19 protein-coding genes and 9 tRNA genes are annotated in these 24,517 nt (G+C 64.0%); 13 read left to right on the forward strand and 15 right to left on the reverse strand.

What is annotated here, in order from left to right; genetic code table 11:
- The first annotated feature begins 42 nt into the window (after nucleotides 1-42).
- The 8 genes from J2X54_RS10590 (at nucleotide 43) to dbpA (ending at nucleotide 7,148) form a co-directional block, all read left to right on the forward strand.
- The gene (locus tag J2X54_RS10590; protein ID WP_310180480.1) at nucleotides 43-585 is read left to right on the forward strand and encodes a putative metalloprotease CJM1_0395 family protein; all 543 of its coding nucleotides are present in this window, start codon (nucleotides 43-45) and stop codon (nucleotides 583-585) included.
- A gap of 43 nt (nucleotides 586-628) precedes the next feature.
- Nucleotides 629-838: a hypothetical protein gene (locus tag J2X54_RS10595; protein WP_056153853.1), complete on the forward strand. Its 210-nt coding sequence runs from the start codon at nucleotides 629-631 to the stop codon at nucleotides 836-838.
- A 76-nt stretch (nucleotides 839-914) separates the two neighbouring features.
- Nucleotides 915-1,847 (forward strand): hypothetical protein, encoded by a 933-nt coding sequence (locus J2X54_RS10600; protein WP_310180484.1) that lies wholly within the window; start codon nucleotides 915-917, stop codon nucleotides 1,845-1,847.
- A gap of 249 nt (nucleotides 1,848-2,096) precedes the next feature.
- On the forward strand, nucleotides 2,097-3,266 hold the full coding sequence (locus J2X54_RS10605; protein WP_310180486.1) for a class I SAM-dependent methyltransferase: 1,170 nt from the start codon (nucleotides 2,097-2,099) through the stop codon (nucleotides 3,264-3,266).
- A gap of 73 nt (nucleotides 3,267-3,339) precedes the next feature.
- Nucleotides 3,340-3,416, forward strand: a tRNA-Met gene (locus J2X54_RS10610).
- Nucleotides 3,417-3,572: 156 nt separating this feature from the next.
- The gene (locus J2X54_RS10615) at nucleotides 3,573-5,246 is read left to right on the forward strand and encodes an acid phosphatase (protein WP_310180488.1); all 1,674 of its coding nucleotides are present in this window, start codon (nucleotides 3,573-3,575) and stop codon (nucleotides 5,244-5,246) included.
- 131 nt (nucleotides 5,247-5,377) lie between these two features.
- Complete coding sequence (locus tag J2X54_RS10620; protein WP_070246190.1) at nucleotides 5,378-5,602, forward strand: hypothetical protein; 225 nt, start codon at nucleotides 5,378-5,380, stop codon at nucleotides 5,600-5,602.
- A gap of 100 nt (nucleotides 5,603-5,702) precedes the next feature.
- On the forward strand, nucleotides 5,703-7,148 hold the full coding sequence (gene dbpA, locus J2X54_RS10625) for an ATP-dependent RNA helicase DbpA (protein ID WP_310180490.1): 1,446 nt from the start codon (nucleotides 5,703-5,705) through the stop codon (nucleotides 7,146-7,148).
- A gap of 144 nt (nucleotides 7,149-7,292) precedes the next feature.
- Here dbpA and J2X54_RS10630 read toward each other — a convergent pair whose 3' ends face one another.
- On the reverse strand, nucleotides 7,293-8,447 hold the full coding sequence (locus J2X54_RS10630) for an MFS transporter (protein WP_310181160.1): 1,155 nt from the start codon (nucleotides 8,445-8,447) through the stop codon (nucleotides 7,293-7,295).
- Nucleotides 8,448-8,599: 152 nt separating this feature from the next.
- Between J2X54_RS10630 and J2X54_RS10635 the strand changes: the two genes are divergently transcribed.
- Both J2X54_RS10635 and J2X54_RS10640 read left to right on the forward strand, forming a co-directional pair.
- Entirely contained in the window at nucleotides 8,600-9,403 is an 804-nt protein-coding gene (locus tag J2X54_RS10635) for a helix-turn-helix transcriptional regulator (protein WP_310180492.1), read from the forward strand.
- Nucleotides 9,404-9,418: 15 nt separating this feature from the next.
- Nucleotides 9,419-10,153: a hypothetical protein gene (locus tag J2X54_RS10640; RefSeq protein ID WP_310180494.1), complete on the forward strand. Its 735-nt coding sequence runs from the start codon at nucleotides 9,419-9,421 to the stop codon at nucleotides 10,151-10,153.
- Between the two features lie 2 nt (nucleotides 10,154-10,155).
- On the opposite strand, the gene J2X54_RS10645 is transcribed toward J2X54_RS10640, so the two are convergent.
- From J2X54_RS10645 to J2X54_RS10705, 13 genes are all read right to left on the reverse strand, one after another.
- Nucleotides 10,156-11,766 carry an amidase gene (locus J2X54_RS10645; RefSeq protein ID WP_310180497.1) on the reverse strand — a complete coding sequence of 537 codons (1,611 nt, stop codon included), beginning with the start codon at nucleotides 11,764-11,766 and terminating at the stop codon, nucleotides 10,156-10,158.
- A gap of 116 nt (nucleotides 11,767-11,882) precedes the next feature.
- On the reverse strand, nucleotides 11,883-12,458 hold the full coding sequence (locus J2X54_RS10650; protein WP_070246200.1) for an elongation factor P: 576 nt from the start codon (nucleotides 12,456-12,458) through the stop codon (nucleotides 11,883-11,885).
- A 131-nt stretch (nucleotides 12,459-12,589) separates the two neighbouring features.
- Nucleotides 12,590-13,729 (reverse strand): elongation factor P maturation arginine rhamnosyltransferase EarP, encoded by a 1,140-nt coding sequence (gene earP / locus J2X54_RS10655; protein ID WP_310180500.1) that lies wholly within the window; start codon nucleotides 13,727-13,729, stop codon nucleotides 12,590-12,592.
- A gap of 63 nt (nucleotides 13,730-13,792) precedes the next feature.
- Nucleotides 13,793-13,868: transfer RNA gene (locus tag J2X54_RS10660), tRNA-Glu, on the reverse strand.
- A 172-nt stretch (nucleotides 13,869-14,040) separates the two neighbouring features.
- Nucleotides 14,041-14,116, reverse strand: a tRNA-Glu gene (locus tag J2X54_RS10665).
- A gap of 139 nt (nucleotides 14,117-14,255) precedes the next feature.
- Nucleotides 14,256-14,331 (reverse strand) — tRNA-Glu (locus tag J2X54_RS10670).
- A gap of 22 nt (nucleotides 14,332-14,353) precedes the next feature.
- A tRNA-Ala gene (locus J2X54_RS10675) sits at nucleotides 14,354-14,429 on the reverse strand.
- Nucleotides 14,430-14,489: 60 nt separating this feature from the next.
- A tRNA-Glu gene (locus tag J2X54_RS10680) sits at nucleotides 14,490-14,565 on the reverse strand.
- Nucleotides 14,566-14,612: 47 nt separating this feature from the next.
- Nucleotides 14,613-14,688, reverse strand: a tRNA-Ala gene (locus J2X54_RS10685).
- A gap of 47 nt (nucleotides 14,689-14,735) precedes the next feature.
- Nucleotides 14,736-14,811: transfer RNA gene (locus J2X54_RS10690), tRNA-Glu, on the reverse strand.
- Nucleotides 14,812-14,855: 44 nt separating this feature from the next.
- Nucleotides 14,856-14,931: transfer RNA gene (locus J2X54_RS10695), tRNA-Ala, on the reverse strand.
- Nucleotides 14,932-15,016: 85 nt separating this feature from the next.
- Nucleotides 15,017-16,426, reverse strand: a complete 1,410-nt coding sequence (gene gltX, locus J2X54_RS10700) for a glutamate--tRNA ligase (protein WP_310180502.1) — start codon at nucleotides 16,424-16,426, stop codon at nucleotides 15,017-15,019.
- A gap of 61 nt (nucleotides 16,427-16,487) precedes the next feature.
- Nucleotides 16,488-17,612, reverse strand: coding sequence for an alanine racemase (locus J2X54_RS10705; RefSeq protein WP_310180504.1), 1,125 nt, complete (start codon nucleotides 17,610-17,612; stop codon nucleotides 16,488-16,490).
- Nucleotides 17,613-17,697: 85 nt separating this feature from the next.
- Here J2X54_RS10705 and J2X54_RS10710 point away from each other — a divergent pair, with 85 nt between their 5' ends.
- The gene (locus tag J2X54_RS10710; protein ID WP_310180506.1) at nucleotides 17,698-18,702 is read left to right on the forward strand and encodes an ornithine cyclodeaminase family protein; all 1,005 of its coding nucleotides are present in this window, start codon (nucleotides 17,698-17,700) and stop codon (nucleotides 18,700-18,702) included.
- Nucleotides 18,703-18,747: 45 nt separating this feature from the next.
- Here the strand turns inward: J2X54_RS10710 and apbC are convergent, their stop codons facing one another.
- Entirely contained in the window at nucleotides 18,748-19,836 is a 1,089-nt protein-coding gene (gene apbC, locus J2X54_RS10715) for an iron-sulfur cluster carrier protein ApbC (RefSeq protein WP_070246745.1), read from the reverse strand.
- A 133-nt stretch (nucleotides 19,837-19,969) separates the two neighbouring features.
- Here apbC and metG point away from each other — a divergent pair, with 133 nt between their 5' ends.
- A complete protein-coding gene (metG, locus tag J2X54_RS10720) occupies nucleotides 19,970-22,141 on the forward strand; it encodes a methionine--tRNA ligase (protein ID WP_310180508.1) in 2,172 nt (723 codons plus the stop codon).
- Between the two features lie 442 nt (nucleotides 22,142-22,583).
- On the forward strand, nucleotides 22,584-24,317 hold the full coding sequence (locus tag J2X54_RS10725) for a PHB depolymerase family esterase (RefSeq protein ID WP_310180511.1): 1,734 nt from the start codon (nucleotides 22,584-22,586) through the stop codon (nucleotides 24,315-24,317).
- Nucleotides 24,318-24,517: the final 200 nt, after the last annotated feature.

Consider the following 24,517-nt stretch of genomic DNA (forward strand, 5'->3'; position numbering starts at 1 on the left):
TATAACCATGCTATGATTTGAGCTCCTGCCTGGGAGTTCACCATGAGCATAGGCGCCATCACTGTCAGCCCCGCCGTCAGCCAGCCCGAGCGTTTTACGCCAGCGGCGCGTACCGACGCGCCCGCGCCCGCTGCGGGCACCGGGCCGCAAGAGTCGAGCATCACCAAGCTCTCGCCCGAGGCGCTCAAAGTGGTGGAAGAACTCAAGGCCCGCGACACCGAAGTACGCCAGCACGAGCAAGCCCACCTGGCCGCAGCCGGCGGCCTGGCCATCTCCGGCGCCACCTACACCTACCAGCGCGGCCCCAACGGCGTCAATTACGCCATCGGCGGCGAGGTCCAGATCGATACGTCGCCCGGCGCCACGCCCGAGGAAACCATCGCCCGCGCGGCGTCGATCCAGGCGGCGGCTTCCGCGCCGGCCGATCCTTCCGGGGCCGATCGCGCAGTGGCCGCCCAGGCGCAGCAGATGGCGGCCCAGGCCAGGGCCGAATTGTCCAGGCAGGATGGCGCGACCGGCGACAAGGTCCAGCGCGGCTACAGCATCGCCCCCGGCGCGGCGCCCACCATCGATGTCACGGCGTGAGTGATAAAATCGCGCCTTTCGCGCCAACCTGCACAGATCAATCATGTTAAAAGCACCACGCACCCTCACCTTCAAATGCGCAAAATGCGCCAAGGCCGTACAGGTCCGCCTGCAAAAAGTGTCGGCCTGCTCGCACATCCAGCCTTACCTGGGCGTGTGCGCCTGCGGTGAAGTCAAGCACCACGCCATCGGCCAGAAAGACGCCGTGGCGTCGTACCTGGCCGCGCCGGAAGGCTGGACCCACCACCACTGATTTCATTAAAAAACAGCAAGCCCTCAAGTTCCGTCACGTGCGGCCGTTATAGAAGTATTATCAAACGGAAGCTGCCATGGCCACCATCCCCGCACTCGGCGCCCGCAACCTGCCGGCCAACTACACTCCAGCCGCGCCCCGGGCCGACGGCAAGCCCGCCAACACCCCTGCCACCCAGCAGGCAGGGACAGCGTCGAACTTGTCTAAGCTGTCGAGCAATGCGCTGGACATGCAGCAGCGCGTGGCCTCGCTGGGCAATGCCACGGTCGATTTCGCGCAGAACTTCGTCAACAGCTTTACCCAGGCGCTGTTCGGCGACGACGCCAAGGGCGCCACCATCGATTTCGATTCGGCCAGCCTGGAAGCCTCGTCCAGCATCGCCATGGGGGTGCAGCAGACGTCCGACGCCAACGGCGTGCGCACGCTGGCCGGCTTGAGCCTGTCCGACAGCTCGCACTTCATCGGCAAGGGCACCATCACCACCGCCGATGGCCGCAAGTTCGATTTCGAGGTGGAAGTCAAGTACGAGTTCCAGCTCGACGTCGCCGCCGGCAGCCAGACCGGCAAGCCCGCCGCCGACAAGACCGACGCCAAGCCGCAGAACGGCAACCTCGCCGACCTGCCCACCGTCAAGGTGCCGAATATCGATTTCCCGGGCACGCTGGCCGACCTGTTCCAGCTGATCGGCCGCGATTTGCAATCGGCCCTCGCCAGCAGCGCCGACCAGTCCGACCAGGCCAGCGACAATATCGACCGTAACACCCTGCGCGGCCTGTCGCTGCGCCTGCTCAACCTGGTCGATAGCAAAAACGCCGACACCTACACGATGCCGTCGGCAGCCGACAAGGCCAAATCGGCCGCCGCCTACGGCGAGCAGGCGCCGGTGGACGATGTGACGATGCCGGTCAAGGCGCCGCCGGAAGCGATTGCGGAGGCGTCCGTACCGGCAGCAACCGCCACGCCTGACCCGGCGCCTGCTGCAGCAAAGCCGGACGCTCCGGCCAGTTAAACGCCGCACGCCCACAGCCCGCTACCCGCACCCTCGGAGGGGCCCGGCATAAGCCAACCGGCTGGCCGGAATCGGCCTCGATATCCCCACGCCTGCGGCCCGGTATAATACGCACCGTGTCACGCACCTGCATCACGCACCAGGTTCACGCAAAATGCACGCCAACGCCGGATGAACGCAACGCGTCGCCGGCGTTTTTTGCGTGCCTTGCCTGGTTCATCCGCTTATTACTTTTACCGATCGCCCGCCATGTCCGCAAATACCTCTACCTCCCCAACGCCACAGCAGATCCACTGGGAGGAAAACGGCGTGCAGCACACCGCCCGCTGGCGCTCCGAGGCCGGCATGCCGCCACCGAAGCGTGTGGTCATCGCCGACGATCGCACCAATGCCGACGTGGCGTACCGCCTGGCGTGCGAAGGCACGGCCCTGCTGTGGCGCGGCGACTTCCAGAACGCGCGTCAGCTCCTGCAAGCGCTGGCCCGCCGCGCCGACCATAAAAGCAAACCGGCCAAGAAAGCCAAGCCGGCAAAAGCCCCGGCCACGCCGACCGAAGCCTTCCACCTGCACCGCCAGGCCCAATCGCAGCGCGCCCGCACCCTGGCCATGCTGCTGCTGCCGTTCGAAGACGGCTACACGCTGCCGCTGCGCCGCGCGCCGGACGTGCAACTGGCGTGCAACGAAGCCTACGGCCGCTTCGAAGAACCGTTCGTCGCGTCGCTGCGTGAACTGCTGGGCGTCATCGGCGCCCACGAATGGCGCCGCACCGGCGTCGAGATACCGGCGCTGGGCGCGCGCATCCACCCGTACTACGGCGTGTTCTCGCCAGTGCGTGGCGAGTATGTACAGTTGGTGGCCGAGGCGCCGCTGCCCCAAGATACCTCGCTGGCGTTCGACATCGGCGTCGGCACCGGCGTGCTGTCGGCCGTGCTGGCGCAGCGCGGCATCAAGCGCGTGATCGGCACCGACCAGGACCCGCGCGCGCTGAGCTGCGCCCGCGAGAACATCACCCGACTGGAACTCGAACAGCGGATCGAGCTCAAGGTCGCCGACCTCTTCCCCGAAGGCCGCGCGCCGCTAATCGTCTGCAACCCGCCATGGGTGCCAGCCCGCCCCAGTTCGGCCATCGAACACGCGGTGTACGATCCCGAGAGCCGCATGCTGCGCGGCTTCCTCTCCGGCCTGACCGACCACCTGGCGCCGCGTGGCGAAGGCTGGCTGATCCTGTCCGACCTGGCCGAGCACCTGGGCCTGCGTCCGCGCGCCGAACTGCTGGCGTGGATAGAGACAGCCGGCCTGAAGGTGGTGGACCGCATCGACGTGCGCCCCACCCACCCGCGCGCCGCCGACGCCAGCGACCCGCTGCACAAAGCCCGCGCCGCCGAAGTGACGTCGCTGTGGCGCCTGGCGGCCGCCTGATCACTTGCCCAGGGCAGCGTTAAAAGCGGTCCTTGCACAATTGGCTGAACCTGTATATAATTCATGCCTCAGACGCGGGGTGGAGCAGTCTGGCAGCTCGTCGGGCTCATAACCCGAAGGTCACAGGTTCAAATCCTGTCCCCGCAACCAGATACAGCAAACCGTTGATTTTCATTAGAAGATCAACGGTTTTTGCATTGGGCTCCCGCTTTCATCATTACGACCTTGCAAGGTGAAACCCGGCACATATCCAAACTCATCCAGAACTGTCACAATCGCTGCTTTCAGTCATTCGAGGAGCAGACGGTGAACGATCAGGACAAGCAACCGGTACCCGCACAAACCGCAGCGCAGCAGGATGCCCCCGCCAGCCCTTCGCGCCGGCGCATATTCCAGGCCGCTGCCGCCACCGGCATCGCCACCAGCCTGCCGATGATGGCCGAAGCGGCCAGCAAGCCGGCCGTCACCAGGGGCTCGCTCGACGTCAAGCTCAAGGCCAACGTCAAGAACGTGGTCGTGATCTACCTGGAAAACCGCAGCTTCAACAACCTGTTTGCCAACTTCCCCGGCACCGCCGCGCCGCTGTCGGACGTGCCGGCCGCCGCCTATGTGCAGCGCGACCGCGATGGTTCGGTGCTGCCTACCCTGCCGAAGGTGTGGGGCGGCATGGTGCCCGAGCAGCAGAATATCGGCGGCACCGATTACCTGATCAAGGAAGACCAGATCAAGGACCTGCCCAACGCGCCCTTCAAATTGAGCGACACCGCAGGCAAGCCGCTGCCCGAGGCGATCATCACGCGTGACCTGGTGCACCGCTTCTATAACAACCAGATGCAGATCAACGGCGGCAAGAACGACGGCTTTGCCGCGTGGGCCGACAGCGGCGGCCTGGTGATGGGTCACTACGGCGAGACGTCGAAAAACCTCAACCTTTGGCAGATCGCGCGCCAGTACACGCTGTGCGACAACTTCTTCATGGCGGCCTTCGGCGGCTCGTACATGAACCACCAGTTCCTGGTCACCGGCCGCGCCAACGAATACTTCAACGCCGCCGACACCGCCGCCAGGAAGAAGATCGCGGTACTGGCGGACGGCCCGCAGGGCGTGCGCCTGGCCACCGCGCCCGACTCGCCCAAATCGGCACTGGACGGCAAACCGCATTTCGTCAACGACGGCGCCATCACGCCCGACGGCTACGTGGTCAACACCATGGCGCCACCGTACCAGCCCAGCTATATCCGTCCCGCCTACGACGGCGACCCGCTGGCTGCCGATCCGGCCGACGCCAACACGCTGCCGCCGCAAACCTACGACACCATCGGCGACCTGCTCTCGCGCAAGGGCGTGAGCTGGGCGTGGTATGGCGGTGGCTGGCAGGCGGCGCTCGACAGCAAGGGCGGCGGCAGCAGGCCGAACTTCCAGTTCCACCACCAGCCGCTCAACTACTTCAAGCAGTTCGCGCCGGGCACCGCCGCGCGCGCCGAGCACCTGCGCGACGGCGGCCTCGGTGACAGCCCGATCTCGAACAAGTTCATTGCCGCAGCGGTGGCGGGCAAGCTGCCGGCCGTGACGTTCTACAAGCCACAGGGCAACCTGAACCTGCACGCCGGCTACTCGGACATCGAGTCGGGCGACGCCCACATCGCCAACGTGATCGAACACCTGAAGAAGTCCCCGCAGTGGAACAACATGGTGGTGGTGATCACGTTCGACGAAAACGGCGGCTGGTGGGACCACGTGGCGCCGCCCAAGGGCGACCGCTGGGGTCCTGGTTCGCGCATTCCGGCCATCGTCATCTCGCCATTTTCCAAAAAGGGCCAGGTCGATCACAGCTTCTACGACACCACGTCGATCCTGCGCTTCATCACGCGCCTGCACGGCCTGCCGCTGCTGCAGGGACTCAAAACGCGCAACGAGGCGTTCGCAGCCAACCACGCCACGCCGCCGGGCGACCTGACCGGGGCATTGAGCTTCCGCTAAAGGTTTTTTGGCATGGCGCTTTGTGATACACTGCGCGCTTCACTGAGCCCGACTCTCGCAGCCGGGCTTTTGTTTTGAGCGACGCCTTTTGGGAAGCTTCGAAAAGCGCGTCGTGGGCACGAGATTGCGCAATGAGAGATAAAAAAGACAACGCCACGTTCGACCTGCCCGGTTTCGGCCCGGCCGCGCCGCTCGAACCGGAAGCCAAGCGGCCACCGGCGCCGCGTGTTCGGCGACCTGGCGCCAAACAGGAACAGCTCGAACTGCTCGAGCCGACCGACAACTCGGGCCTGCCGGTCTGGGTGCGCGACGACAAGCTCGATCTCACCGGTCTGCCCGTTTGGGCGCCAGATTAAGCTTTACCAGTATCAATTTCAGCATTCCCTCACACAGCATCAGGGCCGGAACGGAGCCTGTTAGACTGTGCCAACGTCCTTTTTGAACAGGTCTGACACCATGACATCCACCGACACCTTCGCGCCCGAACAGCAAGACGACGCCACTTCCTTCGCCAGCCTGGCGCTCACTCCCGCGCTGCTGGAAAACCTCGACACGCTCGGCTACAAGGAGATGACCACCATCCAGGCCCAGAGCCTGCCGTCGGTGCTCGCTGGCCGCGACCTGATCGCGCAAGCGAAGACCGGCAGCGGCAAGACCGCCGCCTTTGGCCTGGGCATCCTGAACAAGCTCAATCCGGCGTGGTTCGCGGTGCAGGCGCTGGTGCTGTGCCCTACCCGCGAGCTGGCCGACCAGGTGGCCAATGAGCTGCGCCGCCTGGCGCGCAGTACCGGCAACGTCAAGGTGCTGGTGCTCACCGGCGGCTCGCCGATGCGTCCGCAAATCGCCTCGCTCGAACACGGCGCCCACATCATCGTCGGCACGCCGGGCCGCGTGCGCGATCACCTGGGCCGCAGCACGCTCGACCTGTCCAAGGTCGAAACCCTGGTGCTCGATGAAGCGGACCGCATGACCGACATGGGCTTCTACGACGAAATCGCCGGCATCGTCAGCGCCTGCCCGAAGCGTCGCCAGACCTTGCTGTTCTCGGCCACCTACCCGGACGACATCCGCCGCGCCACCGATTCCTTCCTGGTCGATCCGGTCGAAGTGACGGTGCAGGCTCAGCACGACAACAGCCAGATCGAGCAGCTGTTCTTCGAAATCGGCTTCGACAACCGCAACCAGGCCGTGGCCACGCTGCTGGGCCACTACAAGCCGGTGTCGGCGATCGCCTTCTGCAACACCAAGGTGCAGTGCCGCGAACTGACCGAGCACCTGCGCGAGCAGGGCTTCACCGCGCTGGCGCTGTACGGCGAACTGGAACAGCGCGAGCGCGACGAGATCCTGGTGCTGTTCGCCAACCGCAGCTGCTCGGTGCTGGTGGCAACCGACGTCGCCGCGCGCGGCCTCGATATTCCGAACCTGGAAGCGGTGATCAACGTCGACGTTTCGAAAGACACCGAAGTGCACATCCACCGCGTGGGTCGTACCGGCCGTGGCGGTGAAAAAGGCCTGGCGCTGTCGTTGTGCGCGCCGAACGAAAAGAAATGGGTCAAACTGATCGAGGAATACCAGAGCGCGCCGGTGGAATGGTACGACCTGAAAAGCCTGGACGGCGGCGACTACGGCGTCGACCCGGCGCCGATGATGACGCTGGTGATCAGCGGCGGCAAGAAGGACAAGCTGCGCCCCGGCGACCTGCTGGGCGCCCTCACCGGCGAAGCTGGCCTGAGCAAGGAGCAGGTTGGCAAGATCAACGTGTTCGAGTTCCAGACCTACGTGGCGCTCGATCGCCGGGTGGCGTACGAGGCGTTTGATCGCCTGAGCAAGAACAACCCGCTGGGTGGCGACTTCGGCGCCATCAAGGGGCGTAACTTCAAGATGCGGTTTATCGAAGTCTAAACAATTGGATGCCCGCCTGCGCGGCGGTCCGCCGATGCGACATGACGACTTGACGACCGACGCAATGAAATCCGTGGTCGCGGCTTAAGGCCCACGGCATTAATTCCGTCATTCCCGCGAAGGCGGGAATCTCATTTTTCCGCCTTACCGCTTCTGCCCTTCGACATGCGGCAGCAGCACCGTCAAGATACCCAGCAACGGCAGGTACGAACAGAGCTTGTATACGTAGGCGATGCCGGCCACGTCCGCCAGGTGACCCATGGCCGCCGCACCGATCCCGCTCACGCCGAACATCAGGCCGAAGAAGATCCCGGCCACCATGCCCACCTTGCCCGGCATGAGCTCCTGGGCAAACACCACGATGGCGGAAAACGCCGACGAGATCACGAAGCCGATCACCACCGTCAGCACGGCAGTCCAGAACAGATCGACGTACGGCAGCATCAGGGTGAACGGCGCCGCGCCCAGGATCGACATCCAGATCACGCGCTTGCGGCCGATGCGGTCGCCGATCGGGCCGCCCATGAAGGTGCCGGCTGCCACCGCCGCCAGGAACAGGAACAGATACATCTGCGCCGACGACACCGAGACGCCGAATTTATCGATCAGGTAGAACGTGTAGTAGCTGCTCAGGCTCGACATGTAGATGTACTTGGAGAAGACCAGCAGCGCCAGCACACCAAGCGCCGCATACACGCGCGCCTTCGGCAGCGGCGACTGCGCCACCACCGCCTTCTTGCGCGGCAGGCTGGCCAGGTGGGCGCTGTGCCAGCGGCTCACGTACACCAGCACCGCGAACGCCACGCCGACCAGCACCGCGAACCAGCCGATATTGCCCTGGCCACGGCCGATGATGATGGCGGCAGCCAGCACCGGTCCCAATGCGGAACCCACGTTGCCCCCGACCTGGAACAGCGACTGCGCAAAGCCGAAGCGTCCGCCCGACGCCGTGCGCGCCACGCGCGAGGCCTCCGGGTGGAACGTCGACGAACCGACGCCGATCAGCGCGGCCGATACCAGCAGCGCCGGGAAGCTGTGCGCCACCGCCATCATCAGCACGCCGATAAAGGTGGACACCATTCCGGCCGGCAGCAGGTACGGCATGGGGCGGCGGTCGGTGTAGAGGCCGATCCACGGCTGCAGCAGCGAAGCGGTGCACTGGAACGTCAGCGTGATCAGGCCGACCTGGGTGAACGACAGGCCGAATTCGGCCTTGAGCATCGGGTAGATCGACGGCAGCATGGCCTGCACCAGGTCGTTGAGCAGGTGGGCAAAGGCGACCGCGCCGAGGATTTGCATCACGGTCTGGGACTGGGTAGCAGGCGCGCTTGCGGGTGGCGCCAAGGCTGTGGCAGCAGTGGAGTTCATGGGGAAAGCCTTTCTATCAAGAACTGGCAGTGTAATATGGTCGGGAATCCCGGATATTCCAATCTTCGTCGAGAAAGTGACAAATGACGCACCCCGAACGCAGCAGCGACCACCGCGACTACCAGCGCGTACCACGCGTGGTCACCGCCATGGCGCGCGACGAACGCCATGGCGTGACCGCCCGGCCGCACAGCCACGAGCGCGCGCAACTGCTGTACGCCACGTCAGGCCTGATGCGCGTGACGACCGACCTCGGGGTGTGGATCCTGCCGCCGCGCCGCGCGCTGTTCATCCCGCCCGGCGTGGTGCACTACTGGACCTCGATCGGTACCGTGACCATGCGCACCATCTACATCGAGGCCGACGCGGTGCGCCAGTACGGCGACGCCTGCCGCGTGATCGAAGTATCCGCCCTGCTGCGCCAGCTGATCCTGGCGCTGCTGGAAGAGCCGATCGAATACCCGATGCCCGGCCGCGGCGAACACCTGGCCATGCTGATTCTGTCCGAACTGGCGGCAGCGGAGACGGTGCCGATTGCCATCCCGTGGCCGCGCGACCGGCGCCTGGTGGCCGTGTGCGCAGCGATCGTGGCCGATCCGGGCAGCACCCGCACCATCGAGGACCATGCCGCCGACGTGGGCGCCAGCGCACGCACCCTGATCCGGCTGTTCCCGCAGGAGACCGGCCTGCATTACCGCCAGTGGGTGCAGCAGGTGCACCTGGCCGAGGCGTTCGGGCGGCTCGCGCAGGGCCACAGCGTGGGGGCGATTGCGGCGGCGCTGGGCTATGCCAGCCCCAGTGCGTTTACTGCCATGTTCCGGCGCATTCTGGGCAGGACGCCGCAGCATTATCTGACCGAGTGGCGCACCCCGGTCCAAGCCGAATAGCACTACAATGCAGCGATGGAAAAACTCATCGCCGAGCTCAGAAGGCTCTACCTCCCCGACAGCCAGCACCCGGCCACCGCCGCGCTGGAAGACCACCTGCGCGCCAACACCACGCTGGCCATCGACCTGGCCACCAACACCAGCATGGCGCGCGCACTGGTGCTCGATTTTCCGCGTTTGCCGGACGAGCAGCACTGGCTGCTGCTGTGCGAGGTGGCCAACGCGCTGCAGCAGGATCTGAAATTGCCGGCGCCGGCCGTCAGCGTCAACGGCGCCGACAAGTACAACCTGTGGCTGTCGTTTGCGCAGCCGGTGCCGTTGGCGCGACTGCGCCGCTTGCACGCCTTGCTGCACCAGGCCTACTTTGCCGACCTGGATGCTGCGCCCGGCGCCACCGTGGTGGAACTGCCGCCCTGCCTGCACCAGGGCAGCGGCTTGTGGGCGGCCTTCATCAATCCCGCCATGGGCGCGTCGCTGGCAGAGGACCTGGGCCTGGAGATGCCGCCGCCGATCAGCGCGCAAGCGGCGTTCCTGCATGGCCTCGACAGCATCACCGCCGAGCAGTTCGAGCATGCCTTGCAGGTGCTCGATGCCGAGGCGCCGGCAGCAGCGCCGGCACCGCAAGCAGCAGCAACGCGCCAGGCGTCGCCATCAGGCCTGCTGCTGCAGCACGCCACGCTGGAAGACATCGTCGCCGAACTTCACCGCCGCAACATCGAACCGACGCTGCGCCACGTGCTCGGTAAATAGAATCAGCGCACCGCCAGCGACACGCTGGCCTTGAACTGCGGCGCGCGCCGGTGCAGCGTGGCCTGTTCGTACGAATACGCCATGCGGATCAGCGCCGCCTCGCTGTAGGCCGCACCCACGAACGACAGCCCCACCGGCAAGCCGTGCACCTGCCCTGCCGGCACGGTAATGTGCGGGTAGCCGGCTACCGCCGCCGGTGACGAGAAGCTGCCGCCGTAATGGTCGCCGTTGATGAAGTCCGTCAGCCAGGCCACGCCGCCGGTGGGCGCCACCAGCGCGTCGAGCCGATGCTCTTTCATCACCTGGTCGATGCCTTCGGCGCGCGCATAGCGCTCGTTGTTGGCCAGCGCCGCGCGGTAGGCCGGCGCGTCGAGACCGTCCTTGGCCTGGGCCCGTTCCAGGTACTCCTGGCCGAAGTAAGGCATCTCTTCTTTCGCGTGCTCGCGGTTGAAGGCGATCACGTCGGCCATGGTGGCCACCTTGGCATGCGGTGCATACTCCTTCAGGTACGCCGCCAGGTCGGTCTTGAATTCGACCAGCAGCACCTCGGTCTCGGAGTCGCCGTACTTGTCGGTGTTGGGCACTTCCACGTCCACCAGCACCGCGCCCTGCGCGCTCAAGACATCGAGCGCCTTGGCGATGACGGCATCGACCTCCACGCTGTGGCCGAAGAAATTGCGCGCCACGCCCAGGCGCTTGCCATGCAAGCCGCCCTGCTCGAGTGCGGCCAGGTAGTTGACCGGTTTCGCATCGCGGGTGGCCGCATCGCGCGGATCGACGCCGGCCAGCGCGGTCAACAGCGCCGCCGCATCGGCCACGGTGCGCGCCATCGGTCCGGCAGTGTCCTGTGAATGGGCGATCGGGATGATGCCGCTGCGGCTCACCAGTCCCAGCGTGGGCTTGATGCCCACCACGCCGCAGATCGACGCCGGCGAGACGATCGAGCCGTCGGTCTCGGTGCCCACGGCCAGCGTGGCCAGGCCGGCGGCGATCGCCGCGCCGGAGCCGGAACTCGAGCCGCTGCAATTGCGGTCGAGCGCATACGGGTTGCGCGTGAGGCCGCCGCGCGCGCTCCAGCCGCTCACCGACTGGGTCGAGCGCATATTGGCCCACTCGCTCAGGTTGGTCTTGCCGATGATGATGGCGCCGGCGGCGCGCAGCTGCGCAGCCACGTGGGCGTCGCGTTTGGCCCGCACGCCGGCCAGCGCCAGCGAACCGGCGGTCGTGCTCATGCGGTCGCCGGTGGCGATATTGTCTTTCAGCAGGACGGGGATGCCGTGCAGCGGACCGCGCACGCGCCCGGCGGTACGCTCTCGGTCCATTTCCAGCGCCAGCTTGAGCGCTTCGGGATTGACCTCGATGACGGCGTTGATGCGCGGGCCGGCCTTGTCGATGTTGCGGATGCGCGCCAGGTACTGCGAGGTCAGTGCATGCGATGTCAGCTTGCCCGCTTCCATCTGCTGCTGCTGCTCGCGCACGCCAGCTTCGAGAATGCTGGCGCTGGCCGGCCTGGCTGCCGCCAAGGCGTTGCCGCTGCCCGCTACCGCTCCCGCAGCAGCACTCACAGTAGAACCCAATACCGCGCCCATCCGAACGAACTGCCTGCGATCCATGCCCACCCCTGTCAATTAAATTTGCTGCGCTGCATTAATATAGCAAAGCATTAACTGCATGGGCGAAAAAAAACGCCCCGGAGGGCGTTTTTGTGATCGTCGCTCGACAGGGTCGATCAGTTGCGGACGATTTTCTTGTATTCGTTGGTGCGGGTGTCGATTTCGATGACGTCGTCCTGGCTCACGAACAGCGGCACTTGAACCGTGTGCTGCTTCGATTCGATGGCGTTTTCGATGCGCGCTTCTTTCAGTACGTTACCCGAGGTATTGCCCTTGACTGCAGGCTCCGAGTACACGATCTGACGCTGGATGGTGGTTGGCAGTTCGACCGAGATGGCTTTGCCATCGTAGAACACCGCTTCGCATTCCATACCGTCTTTCAGGTAGTTCAGTGCGTCGCCCAGGTTCTCTTCTTCGATTTCGTACTGTTCGTAGTCAGCGTCCATGAAGACGTACAGCGGATCGGCGAAGTACGAGTAGGTCACTGGCTTTTTGTCCAGAACCACCACGTCGAACTTGTCGTCGCCGCGGAACACGTTTTCCAGCGGGCTGTTGGTCAGAAGATTTTTCATCTTCCACTTGTAGGTGAAGCCGGTGCGGCTCGAACCGTTGACGTCCGAGCGCAGCACGATGAATGGCTTGGCATCGACCATGATGATGTTGCCGACACGAATTTCTTTTGCTGGTTTCATAGTAGTTACTTAAAAATTTAAGTTGCGTAAAAATCATCTGCGCCGGGCGCGGGGCCATCAGCTCACGATTGATCAGGGTAAAAATGTTCTAGAGATTAACCCGGCATTATACCCGGGTTTTCTGGCTGAGCCTATCTTAGCGACTGCGCAAAAGCCACCAGGTTGCCGGTCAAGTCGCCGTGCGCCGTCACCTCCGGCTCCCATTCTGCCGCACGCGCAGCGATCTGCGGCGCCTCGGACCGCAAACCACGCCACAAGGCAGGCCAGTCGGCGTCAAGGTGTACGCCATTCCACGCCAGCGTAAAAGCGCTGATGGCATCGAGTCCCACGGCATAGCGCTGCAAGAAGGCGCGCAGTTTCTTGTGGTGTAAATTGTCGTCCTGCGGGTAGATATGCCACACGAACGGCTTGCCCGCCCACTGCGCGCGCACCCAGGAATCCTCGCCGCGCACCAGGTTGACATCGCACGCCCACAGCAGCTTGTCGTAGTCCGGCTGCGGCACGAACGGCAGCACGCGCACGGTCAGGTGTCCCCGCGTGGCCACCGCCCCGGCAACTGCATCGCCACCAAGGAAGCCTTGTACCGCCTGGGTCGCCACGCCCTCGGGCACGAAACAGGTGATCGCTTCAGCGCCACCCTGCCACGCCTCGAACAGCGGCGCCACCGGCGCAAACGGATAGCAAAACAGCGACACGCGCGTGGCCGCCAATTCGGCCGGGCTGGCGCCGAGCGACTGCAAAAAATCGCTGGCGAGCGCGGGATCGGCCAGGAAGGCGCGGCGCTCGTCGAACAGCGCCGCCTCGCGCAGCAGGCCGCCGGTTTTGTCCGTAAAACCGGGGAAGAAAAAGTGCTTGGTCAGCGGCAGTTGCGGATGCGGCGACGTCAGGCGGTGACAGCCTTCCACCCACTCTTCCGCCGTCAAACCTTCGAAGTTGAACCACACCGGGCGCGGCGTGCATTGCGCCATGGCGGCCACGTAGTGCGGCGGCAGATCGACGGCAAAAAATTCGATGACGATATCGGCCACATCCTCCGGCGTGTACATGCCGTCCTGGCCGCGCCAGTGACGCACGGCCACGCCCTGCACCACCTGGTTTTCGGCGTTGGTATCGACGTCGGGGCACAGGCGCTGGAAACTGGCCAGGTCGTCCACCCACAGCCGCACGGCGATGCCATGCTCGGCGTGCAGCTGGCGCGCCAGCCGCCAGCAGATGCCGATGTCGCCATAGTTGTCGATAACGCGGCAAAACAGGTCGAGGCGCATGGTCATGGTGGAGAAGTTAAAGGCGAAATGGAAAAAAGCCGCACGAGGCGGCTTTTTCTTCTTGCTGTCTGGCGTCCCCAGGGGGATTCGAACCCCCGTACTCACCGTGAAAGGGTGATGTCCTAGGCCTCTAGACGATGGGGACAATGGTTAGTCCGACAAACCTACTGGGCGATCCGCTATCGCCGCTTCGTTGCTCAGCGTACCTTCGTACGCTTCCGCTACTCACGACAATAACGAACCGCTCGCTACGGTTTTTCGAACTATCCGGAAATCTGTCCGTACTGGCCAATTACATACTACTACTTGGAAATATCTGGCGTCCCCAGGGGGATTCGAACCCCCGTACTCACCGTGAAAGGGTGATGTCCTAGGCCTCTAGACGATGGGGACATTTCCAAGGCGCGAATCATAGCAGTGTACCGCGATCAACGCAACCAAAACCGTTGTTTTCACAGGATTTTTTGGATGCCCCGAAACTGCCGCGCATAGCAAAAAGCCGCTCGGTGAGCGGCTTTGCTGAACAACTACCTGGCGTCCCCAGGGGGATTCGAACCCCCGTACTCACCGTGAAAGGGTGATGTCCTAGGCCTCTAGACGATGGGGACAGTGTCTGTGCTCTCTACGCAGTGGTGGAGGTAAGCGGGATCGAACCGCTGACCTCTTGCATGCCATGCAAGCGCTCTCCCAGCTGAGCTATACCCCCCGGGCGCAGAAAGTCTTCTGTCGTACATCTACTTCTTTACTACTGCCAGCACAAACTACCTGGCGTCCCCAGGGGGATTCGAACCCCCGTACTCACCGTGAAAGGGTGATGTCCTAGGCCTCTAGACGATGGGGACCTTGGCACTACGGTAAAGCTGTTTACATCGTTTCGTCTTTGCGCTGTTGGTGGAGGTAAGCGGGATCGAACCGCTGACCTCTTGCATGCCATGCAAGCGCTCTCCCAGCTGAGCTATACCCCCCGGGCGCAAAAACATTGACTACTTACTGCTACCAGCTTTGGCGAAGCTGGCGTCCCCAGGGGGATTCGAACCCCCGTACTCACCGTGAAAGGGTGATGTCCTAGGCCTCTAGACGATGGGGACCTTGGTGCTACGGCACTACTTTTACTACATCAACTCTGCAAACTTGGTGGAGGTAAGCGGGATCGAACCGCTGACCTCTTGCATGCCATGCAAGCGCTCTCCCAGCTGAGCTATACCCCCGTTTGCGCGAGAGACAAGAGTATAGCAGAGGCGCCGTATTATGCAAATACCCTTTTGCAACTTTGCCCCTGCAATCTACTAATATTTAAAGAAACTTTGCCACGCGCGCCACAACGGTCTCGCGACCGAAGATTTCCAGCACCGCGTCGATCGCCGGCGTCTGCAACTGACCGGTCAGGAACAGGCGCAGCGGCATCGCCATCTGCGGCATCTTCAGGCCGTTCGCCGCCAGCACCTCCTTGATCATCGCGGCCAGCGCGGCCTTGTTCCACTCCACCGTCTGGCAGCGCTCGGCAAATTGTGCCAGCGCCGGCTTCACCGCATCGGTCACGTGCTGGGCCAGCAGCGCGGCGTCGGGTTGCGGCGTGCGGAAGAACAGCATCGACGCGTCGGCCAACTCGTTGACGGTATTGGTGCGCTCCTTCATCAGGCCCAGCACCACTGCCAGCGCCGGCGCGCCATCGAACTCGGCGCCGTTATCGAGCATGCGCGGCCGGGCCAAGCTGGCCAGGCGTTCGTTGTCGGCCTGCTTGATATAGTGGTTATTGAGCCAGTTCAGTTTTTCGATGTTGAACTGCGCCGCCGAATTGGACAGGTGGCTGCCGTCGAACCATTCGATCATCTGGTCCATCGAGAATACTTCCTCGTCACCGTGGCTCCAGCCCAGGCGCGCCAGGTAGTTCAGGATCGCTTCGGGCAGGTAGCCTTGCGCCGGATAGTCCATCACGTTGACGGCGTCCTTGCGCTTGGACATTTTGGCGCCATCCGAACCGAGGATCATCGGCAGGTGGCCGTACTCGGGCAGCGGTGCGCCGATGGCGCGCAGGATGTTGATCTGGCGCGGCGTGTTGTTGACGTGGTCGTCGCCGCGCAGCACGTGGCTGATTTCCATGTCGAGGTCGTCGATGGCCACGCAGAAGTTATACGTCGGCGTGCCGTCCGGGCGGGCGATCACCAGGTCGTCCAGCTCTTTGTTACCGATGGTGATCGAGCCCTTGACGAAGTCGTTCCAGGTCACTTCGCCATCAAGCGGATTCTTGAAGCGCAGCACCGGCTTGCGGCCTGCTGGAATGGCAGGCAGGGTTTTACCCGGCTCCGGGCGCCAGGTGCCATCGTAGCGCGGCTTTTCGCCGGCGGCGCGCATGCGCTCGCGCATCGCTTCCACTTCTTCGGGCGACGAGTAGCACTGGTAGGCAGTGCCGGCTGCCAGCATTTGCGCCAGCACTTCGCGGTAGCGGTCCATGCGCTGCATCTGGTAGAACGGGCCTTCGTCGTGACCGAGGCCCAGCCACTCCATGCCTTCGATGATGGCCTGCACCGCTTCGGGCGTGGAGCGTTCCAGGTCGGTGTCTTCGATACGCAGCACGAAAGTGCCGCCGAAGTGGCGGGCAAAGGCCCACGAGTACAGCGCCGTGCGGGCGCCGCCCAGGTGGAGATAGCCGGTCGGGCTGGGGGCGAAACGGGTGCGGACTGGTTTGGCTGGTGCGTTGGTCATCGGATTCTATAAAGCTGAGGTAGAAAGAGCGCTATTTTACAGCCTTGCTTCCCCAATGCCGTCACCAGCCGCTGAAACGCTGCCATTTGCGCGGCGCGCCACCGTCCTGCGGCAAGACATAATAGAAGGGATGCTGCGCGCCGGTGGCGCAGGCGTGGTTGGGGACTATGCGCAGGCTGCTGCCGACCGGGTACCGCGCCGCCAGGTCGATTTCGGCACCGGTCCATTGCAGCACGCCGTGTTCCTGGTTGGCCTGGTCGAATGCGAGTTCCGCGATGGCGTTACCGTCCGCGTCGCAGACCATGCCGTAGCCGTAGTCGCGCGCCTGCTTCTGCGTGCCACGGTCGCGGCTCATTGCCATCCAGCCGGCGTCGGTGATGATCCAGCCCTGGTCCGGCCGGTGGCCACTGACCGTACACAACACCGACAAGGCGATGTCGCCAACGCGGCACACGCCCACGCCGGCCATCACCAGGTCGAAGAACACGTACACGCCCGCCCGCACCTCGGTCACGCCCTCGAGGTGAACGGCCGACAGCGCGGTGGGCGTGGACCCGACGCTCACCACTTCGCACGCATGGCCGGCCGCGCGCAACCGCTCGGCGGCATCGACGCAGCGGCTGCGCTCCTGCTCGGCCATGGCGGCCAGCGCCTCGGGCGTGCGCAGGTCGTACGAGCTGCCGGCGTGCGTCATCACGCCCTTGAAGCGCGCGCCGCCGCGCAAGTTTGCGGCCACGTCCAGCAGCAGCGGATCTGCCGGGGCGATGCCGGAGCGGTGGCCGTCGGTATCGACTTCGATCAGCACGTCGTAGCACACGCGGTTTTGCGCGCCGTGACGGGCGACGTGCTCGGCCATCGCCACCGACTCCACCAGTAACGTCAGGCGCAGGCCAGCGCGCAGCAGGCGCAGCGCATGATCGAGCTTGTTGGGCACGATGGCTGCCGCATACAGGATGTCATTGATACCTGCCTCGAAAAACTGCTCGGCCTCTTTCAGGGTGGACACCGTGATCCCCTGCGCGCCTGCTGCCAGCTGGCGCCTGGCCACTTCCAGGCACTTGCTGGTTTTGACATGCGGACGAAATGCCACACCCAAGGCACTGAGCCGCTGCTGCATGCGCGCAATGTTCTGCTGCATGCGCGCTTCGTCCAGCAGCAGCGCCGGGGTTTCCAGGCTCAACGACATGATGAGACTCCAGTTGGATTTAATAAAGACATTTTATCTATTTTTAGATAAAATGCCAAACATTATCTTATAACGAGAAATCCTCATGCGCGACATCGCCCAATTGCTGCTGCTCGACCGCGACGCCATCGCCGCCCTGCTCTCCACGGAGCTCGCCCTCACCGCAGTGCGCGATGCGTTCACGCTGCACTGCCAGCGCGAAGGCCGGGTGTTTCCGGTGGTCCGTGAAAAACTCGCCGATGGCGTGTTCGGCATCAAGTCCGGCGACGTGGCGGCGCGCGACCTGCTCGGTTTCAAGGCGGCCGGCTTCTGGCCGGGCAACCGGCAGTACGGCGGCGAACCGCACCAGGCCACTGTGATGCTGTTCGATCCCGCCACCGGTCGGCCCGTGTGCCTGCTGGACGGCAACGCCATCACCACGGCGCGCACGGCCGCCGCCGGCGAACTCGGTGCACAGTTGCTGGCGCGCGCCGAAAGCACCCGGCTGACCGTGTTCGGCACCGGCGTGCAGGCCCGCGCGCAGGTGGCAGCAGCCTTGCGCGCCCTGCCCGCGCTGATGTCGGTGCGCTACGTCTCGCGCGATGGCAAGCCCCATGCCCGGTTCGAGGCTGCGCTGGCCGAGGTACTGTGCAATGCGCCCGGCTTGCCCGAACTGTCCGGCGTGCGCTGCATAAGCCACGCGCCGGACGCCGATTCGGCCGTGGCCGACAGCGACGTGATCATCACTGCGACGCCGGGCGGCGGCGCTTTATTTACCATGGAGGCGGTGCAGCCCGGCACGCACATCACTGCTGTCGGCGCCGATACGCGCGGCAAGCGCGAGCTGCCCGATGGCTTGCTGGCGCGCTCACGCGTGGTGGCCGATGATCGCGCGCAGGCGCAGGCATTGGGAGAGATGCAGTGGGCGGAAGACGTCGCGTGCCTGGAGCTGGGCGATGTGCTGACCGGCGGTGCATTCACGCGCGCGGCAGACGACGTGACGGTATTCGATATGACAGGGTTGGCGTTGCAGGACCTGGTGCTGGGAGAGTATTTGTATGGTGCGGCAGTCGCGCAGGAACTGGGCAACAGCGTGGCATGGCCGTGGTAGGCACTGCCCAAGGCTGGCGGAGTGGCGCCGCCAGCCTTGTCATCGTCAGTCGTTCTTGATGACGATACTCGGGAACTTGCTGGTCATGTCCTTCGCCTTCTCCGCCACCTGCACCGCGATCTTGCGGGCGATGTCTTTATAGATGGCAGCGACCGGACCGTCAGGGTCGGCCACCACGGTCGGCTTGCCGGAATCGGCCTGCTCGCGGATCGACATGGTCAGCGGCAGCGCGCCGAGGAAGTCCACGTTGAAGTCCTTGCACATCTTCTCGCCACCGCCGGCGCCGAAGATTTCTTCCGCGTGGCCGCAGTTCGAGCAGATATGGGTGCTCATGTTTTCCACGATACCGAGGATAGGAATGCCGACCTTCTCGAACATTTTCAGGCCCTTGCGGGCGTCGAGCAGCGCGATGTCCTGCGGCGTGGTGACGATGACCGCGCCGGTGACCGGCACTTTTTGCGACAGGGTCAGCTGAATGTCGCCGGTACCCGGCGGCATGTCGACGATCAGGTAGTCGAGGTCGCGCCAGTTGGTCTGTTCCAGCAGTTGCTGCAACGCCTGCGTGACCATCGGGCCGCGCCAGACCATCGGCTCGTCCGGGTCGATCAGGAAACCGATCGACGATACCTGCACGCCGTGGTTTTCCATCGGTTCCATCGACTTGCCGTCGACCGTCTGCGGACGACCGGACACGCCCAGCATCATCGGCTGCGACGGGCCATAGATGTCGGCGTCGAGCAGGCCGACCGACGCGCCTTCGGCAGCCAGCGCCAGCGCCAGGTTGACGGCGGTGGTCGATTTACCCACGCCGCCCTTGCCCGAAGCCACGGCGATGATGTTCTTCACATTGGGCATCAGCTTCAAGCCGCGCTGCACCGTGTGGGGAATGATCTTGGAACTCACGCCGACGCTGATATTGCCGGCGCCGGGCAGGGCCTTGATGGCGGCGATGACGTTGCGGCGGATGCTGTCGACCTGGCTCTTTGCTGGGTAGCCGAGCTCGATGTCGAGCGAAATATCGCCGTTATCAACCTTCAGATTCTTCACGGCCTTGCCGCTGACGAAATCCTTCGTTGTATTTGGGTCAATAACTTGCGACAGGGCGGCTTTGACTGCGTCTACTGTGATGCTCATGAGGCTCTCCGTGAAATATGCGCCCATTCTAGCGCATCGCGGCAAAAATCCCCGGGCGCCGGTCCGGCGGGATGACCGCCAACCCGAACCGCTGTTAAAATGCTTGTTTTCCCACCCACAAAGTGCATCAACCATGACCCGCAAGCTGTTCGTCACCACTGCCCTGCCCTACGCAAACGCCGCTTTCCATATTGGCCACATGATGGAGTACATCCAGGCCGACATCTGGGTCCGGTTCCAGCGAATGCAGCGCGACGGCGACCAGCAGCGCATCGTGCACTTCGTGGGCGCCGACGACACCCACGGCACGCCGATCATGATTGCCGCCGAAAAGGAAGGCATCACGCCGCAGGAATTCGTCGCCAAGATCGCTGCCGGCCGCGCCCAGTACCTCGACGGCTTCCACATCGCGTTCGATAACTGGTACTCGACCGATTCGCCGGAAAACGTCGAACTGTCGCAGGGCATCTACCGCAAGCTGCGCGATGCCGGTCTGATCCAGACCAAGATCGTGCCGCGCTTCTACGACCCGGTCAAGGGCATGTTCCTGGCCGACCGCAACATCAAGGGCGAGTGCCCGGTATGCCACGCGAAAGACCAGTACGGCGACAACTGCGAAGTGTGCGGCGCGGCCTACCAGCCTACCGAACTGATCAACCCGTTCTCGGTGTTTACCAACGCCACGCCGGTGCTCAAGGATTCGGAACAGTATTTCTTCAAGCTGTCCGACCCGCGCTGCTACCAGTTCCTCAAGGACTGGCTCAACACGCCAGGCCGCCTGCAGCCCGAAATGGTCAACAAGGTCAGCGAATGGCTGGGCGAGTCCGGCGAAAAGCTGGCCGACTGGGACATCTCGCGCGATGCACCGTACTTCGGCATCCCGATTCCCGACGCACCGGGCAAATTCTTCTACGTCTGGCTCGACGCGCCGGTAGGCTACCTGGCCAGCCTGAAGAACTACTGCGAAAAACAGGGCATCGATTTCAATGGCCTGCTCAACGACCCGGCCACCGAACAGATCCACTTCATCGGCAAGGACATCGTCTCGTTCCACCTGCTGTTCTGGCCTGCCATGCTCAAGTTCGCCGGCCACCCGGTGATCGACAAGCTGAAGGTCAATGTGCACGGCCACCTGACCGTCAACAACGAAAAAATGTCGAAGTCGCGCGGCACCGGCATCTCGCCGCTGCGCTACCTGAACCTGGGCATGAACCCGGAGTGGCTGCGCTACTACATCGCCTTCAAACTGAACTCCAAGGTCGAAGACCTGGACTTCACCGGTGACGATTTCGTCGCCCGCGTGAACAGCGACCTGATCGGCAAGTTCGTCAACATCGCCAGCCGCTGCGCCGGTTTCATCGCCAAGAAGTTCGACGGCAAGCTGGCCGAAACCCTGTCGCCGGGCGCGCAGGAATGGATCAAGCGCGCGCTGGTCACGCCCGAGGGCGTGGAACGGCAAGCCAATATCGCCGCCAATTTCGAGGCTCGCGAATACGGCAAGGCGCTGCGCGAGATCATGGAAATCGCCGACATCACCAACCAGTACGTCGACGAAAACAAGCCGTGGATCCTGGCCAAGGACGACGCCAAAACCGCCGAACTGCACGACGTGTGCACGGCCGCGCTGATCCTGTTCCGCCAGCTCACCATCCTGCTCTCGCCAGTGCTGCCAGGCGTGGCGGCCAACGTGGCCAAGTTCCTGGGTGACGGCCAGCTGGTGTGGGCCGACACCATGGTCGCCAATGGCGCCGTCTCGCAAGCGATGCTCGGCCGCACCATCGGCGCCTACACGCACCTGATGACGCGCGTGGACGCCAAGATGATCGAAGAGCTGTTCGATGCACCGAACCAGCAAGCAGCGGCCCCGGTTGAAAAACCGGCCAAGCCAGCCAAGCAGGCCGCCCAGGCTGCATCTGCGCCTGCGCCGGTGGTGCCGATGCCCGAAGGCGTGGAAGAACTGGCGCCGCAAATCTCGATCGACGACTTCGTCAAGATCGACCTGCGCGTGGCAAAAATCGTCAACTGCGAACACGTGGAAGGCTCCGACAAGCTGCTGCGCCTCACGCTCGACGTGGGCGAAGGCCGCCTGCGCAACGTCTTCTCGGGCATCAAATCGATGTACCAGCCACAAGACCTGGTGGGCAAGCTGACCGTCATGGTCGCCAACCTGGCGCCGCGCAAGATGAAGTTCGGCGTCTCCGAAGGCATGGTATTGGCCGGGTCGGCCAAGGACGAAAAAGCCACCCCTGGCATCTACATCCTCACTCCATGGCCAGGTGCGGAGCCTGGTATGCGCATCCGCTGATTCCCCGCCTCCTCGCCAACCGCCCGCCATGGGCGGTTGGCATCGTTCCCACTCGCGGACGAGTAATACTCCTACTTATTCCAGAAAAAACTTGTGAAATACTGCTCGCCGACGCCACTCCAAAGGTGGCGCCGAATGCGAAATTGAGGTGCCGACTTGCGATCCGAGCGCACTCAGCAGCATAACCACAACGTCTGACTCAACCAGACTCCGCCGGCGCCGAATCAGGTCCTCCCGATGCGCCAACTGCTCAGACCGCCTTATTTTATAAGGCGCGCTTTCAATTTCTCCTTTACAGCATTTTGTTGAGTCGCGCCAATCACGCACGCAACAGTAGAACTACGGGGGAGCTTGTATGAAAATTTTCGTGGACTAATATTTCCTCAGCCATTCATTTTTTTGGCTGGGTTAGCACACCATTCTTTTTATAACGGAGACCATCATGACTCACCAGATCCAGCGCACGCTGTGGCACGCGCTCGTCTTAATACTTCTATGCTGGGCCTGGCCCTCGTGGGGCGCAACCCCGGGCCCGGGCAAGTGGAGTGCGCAACAAACCTGGGCCGCCGACAGCGTCAACGGCGGCAACCTCACCGGCTTCTTCTACTGGCCAGCAAGCGAACCCAAGATTGGTGGCAAGCGGGCGCTGGTGCTGGTCCTGCACGGCTGCAAACAAACCGCTGCCGCCGACGTCGTCAACGGCAACGACGGCGGCTACAACTGGTCGGCCATGGGCGAGCAGTACGGCGCCGTCATCGTCGCCCCCAATGCCACCGGCAATGTCTACTACAACCATTGCTGGGACTACGCCAACACCAGCCACACCCGCGCCTCTGGCCACGACAAGGTGCTGCTCGACGTGGTGGACCGCTTCGTCAAGGATCCGCAGTACCAGATCGATCCGAACCAGGTGTACGTCACCGGCCTGTCGTCGGGCGGCGGCGAAACCATGGTGATGGGTTGCCTGGCGCCTGACGTGTTTGCCGGCGTGGGCATCAATGCCGGCCCGACCCCGGGCACCACGACCATCCAGATCGGCGGCGTGCCCTCCGGCTACACCGCCAGCACCGCAGCCTCGCGCTGCAAGGCCATGGCTGGCAGCGCTGCCGACAAGTTCAGCACGCAGATCGCCGGCGCCATCTGGGGCACGTTCGACTACACGGTGGACCAGAAGTATGGTCCGCTGGCCACGGAAGCGATGCGCATCGTCTACGGCAGTTCGTTCACCCCGAGCGCGGCGGAAACCGTGCCTGGCGGCGGCACCAACATTCCGTACCGTGACAGCAACGGCAAGGTGCGCACCCACGAAATCACGGTCGCCGGCATGGGCCACTCGTGGCCGGCCGGCCCCGGCGGCCAGAACGTCAATTTCGTGGACAACACCAAGGTCAACTACCCTGCCTTCGTGATGGATTTCTGGTACAAGAACAACCTGCGCGTGGGCACCAGCGTCGGACCGGAAATGAAATCGTGCACGGCGGCCGGCATCAGTACCACCAGCGCCACCGTCAGCGGCGCAGCCACCGGCGACGTCAAGAACTACACGGTCGTGCTGAACGGCCCCACCGCCGTCAACGACAACGCCGCCGGCGCCGGCGCCAACTTCAACAAGACCTACAACCTGGCCGCCGGCAACTACAGCGGCACCGTGACCGCCACCGACACCGCCAACCGCACTTCGGCTGCCTGCAACATTGCGCAGTTCTCGGTCGGTAGCGAGCCGGCGCTGACGCCACCGACCGGCATCACCGCCGGCGCGGTCACCGACACCACCGTGCCACTGACGTGGACCGCCGCCGGCGCTGCCACCGGCTACCAGGTGTACGTCAACGGCGCCCGCGTGACGACCGAGCCGGTAGCCGGCACCGCCTACACCGTCAGCAACCTCATCGCCAACACCGCCTACACCATCACGGTGACCTCGGTGGGCAATGGCGGCGAGAGCGCGCAGTCGGCGGCCCTGTCGGTGACCACCACCGCCGGCAACGGCGGCTGGACCTGCACTGCGGTCACGGCCAGCAACTACGCCCACGTGCAGGCGGGCCGCGCCACCGTCAAGTACGGCGTGGCCTATGCCAACGGTTCGAACGACCTGTTGGGACTGTCGAGCCTGTACTTCCGCAGCACGCTGGCCCAGACTGCCCAGGGCTTCTACAAGGTCGGTAACTGCCCGTAAGCGTGGTGGGCCGAACCCCGCTCGGCCAAGGCTGGGGTCGGACCCTGATCGGGGTCCGACCCCAGTTGCGTGATACCGCATGGGTGGGACTGGCACGTCATATCACTGTTGCGTGTCGTCACCGACACTTGGTTTTAATGGGACCAGGACGGCAATCCGGCGCCGCGTCGTCCGACGTTGTCATGAGCGTGAGTCCTACG

Origin of the sequence: Duganella sp. 3397, from assembly GCF_031456625.1 — a bacterium.
GTDB classification, from domain to species: domain Bacteria; phylum Pseudomonadota; class Gammaproteobacteria; order Burkholderiales; family Burkholderiaceae_D; genus Rugamonas; species Rugamonas phyllosphaerae.